We start from the raw sequence: 413 nt of genomic DNA, 5'->3' as shown, positions 1-413 counted from the left end.
CGGGCGTCTGAAGCCTGGCCGGACAGTTTGATCTGGTCGATGATTTTGGTGATGAGGATGTACCAGCTGCCCATGGACATGATGACCATGATGATCAGGGTGCCTTTGGCAACGAAGTCGCCGGTTTTCCAGAGGGCATCGAGACCATAGGGGTTGTCGACGATTTCTTTGGCAGGCGCCGCAGCAGCTGCAGGCGCACCGGCATCAGCTGCTGGAGCGGCTGGTGCTTCGGCAGCAGGGGCGGAAGCAGCCGGGGCCGCTGCAGCGGAGGCGGATTCCTGTGCGGATACAGGGGCAACGGCAACGGCGGCTGTGACAGCCAGGAGTGTGGCAGCCAGGAATGCGGAGAAACGGGTTTTCATTGAGGTGCTTCCTTTTAACAAAATAAGGTTGGTATTGCTTACTGCTGTTTT

General features: G+C 58.4%; 1 pseudogene. It reads right to left on the bottom strand.

The features are described from left to right. Positions 1-362 (bottom strand): annotated as a pseudogene (locus tag LZ463_RS28965) (MotA/TolQ/ExbB proton channel family protein); the annotation flags it as partial. Between the last annotated feature and the right edge of the window lie 51 nt (positions 363-413).

Source organism: Undibacterium paludis (genome assembly GCF_022568815.1).
Classification (GTDB): Bacteria; Pseudomonadota; Gammaproteobacteria; order Burkholderiales; family Burkholderiaceae_D; genus Undibacterium.
The sequence above is the reverse complement of the archived record's forward strand: the minus strand, read 5'-3'. Positions and strand labels throughout refer to the sequence as shown.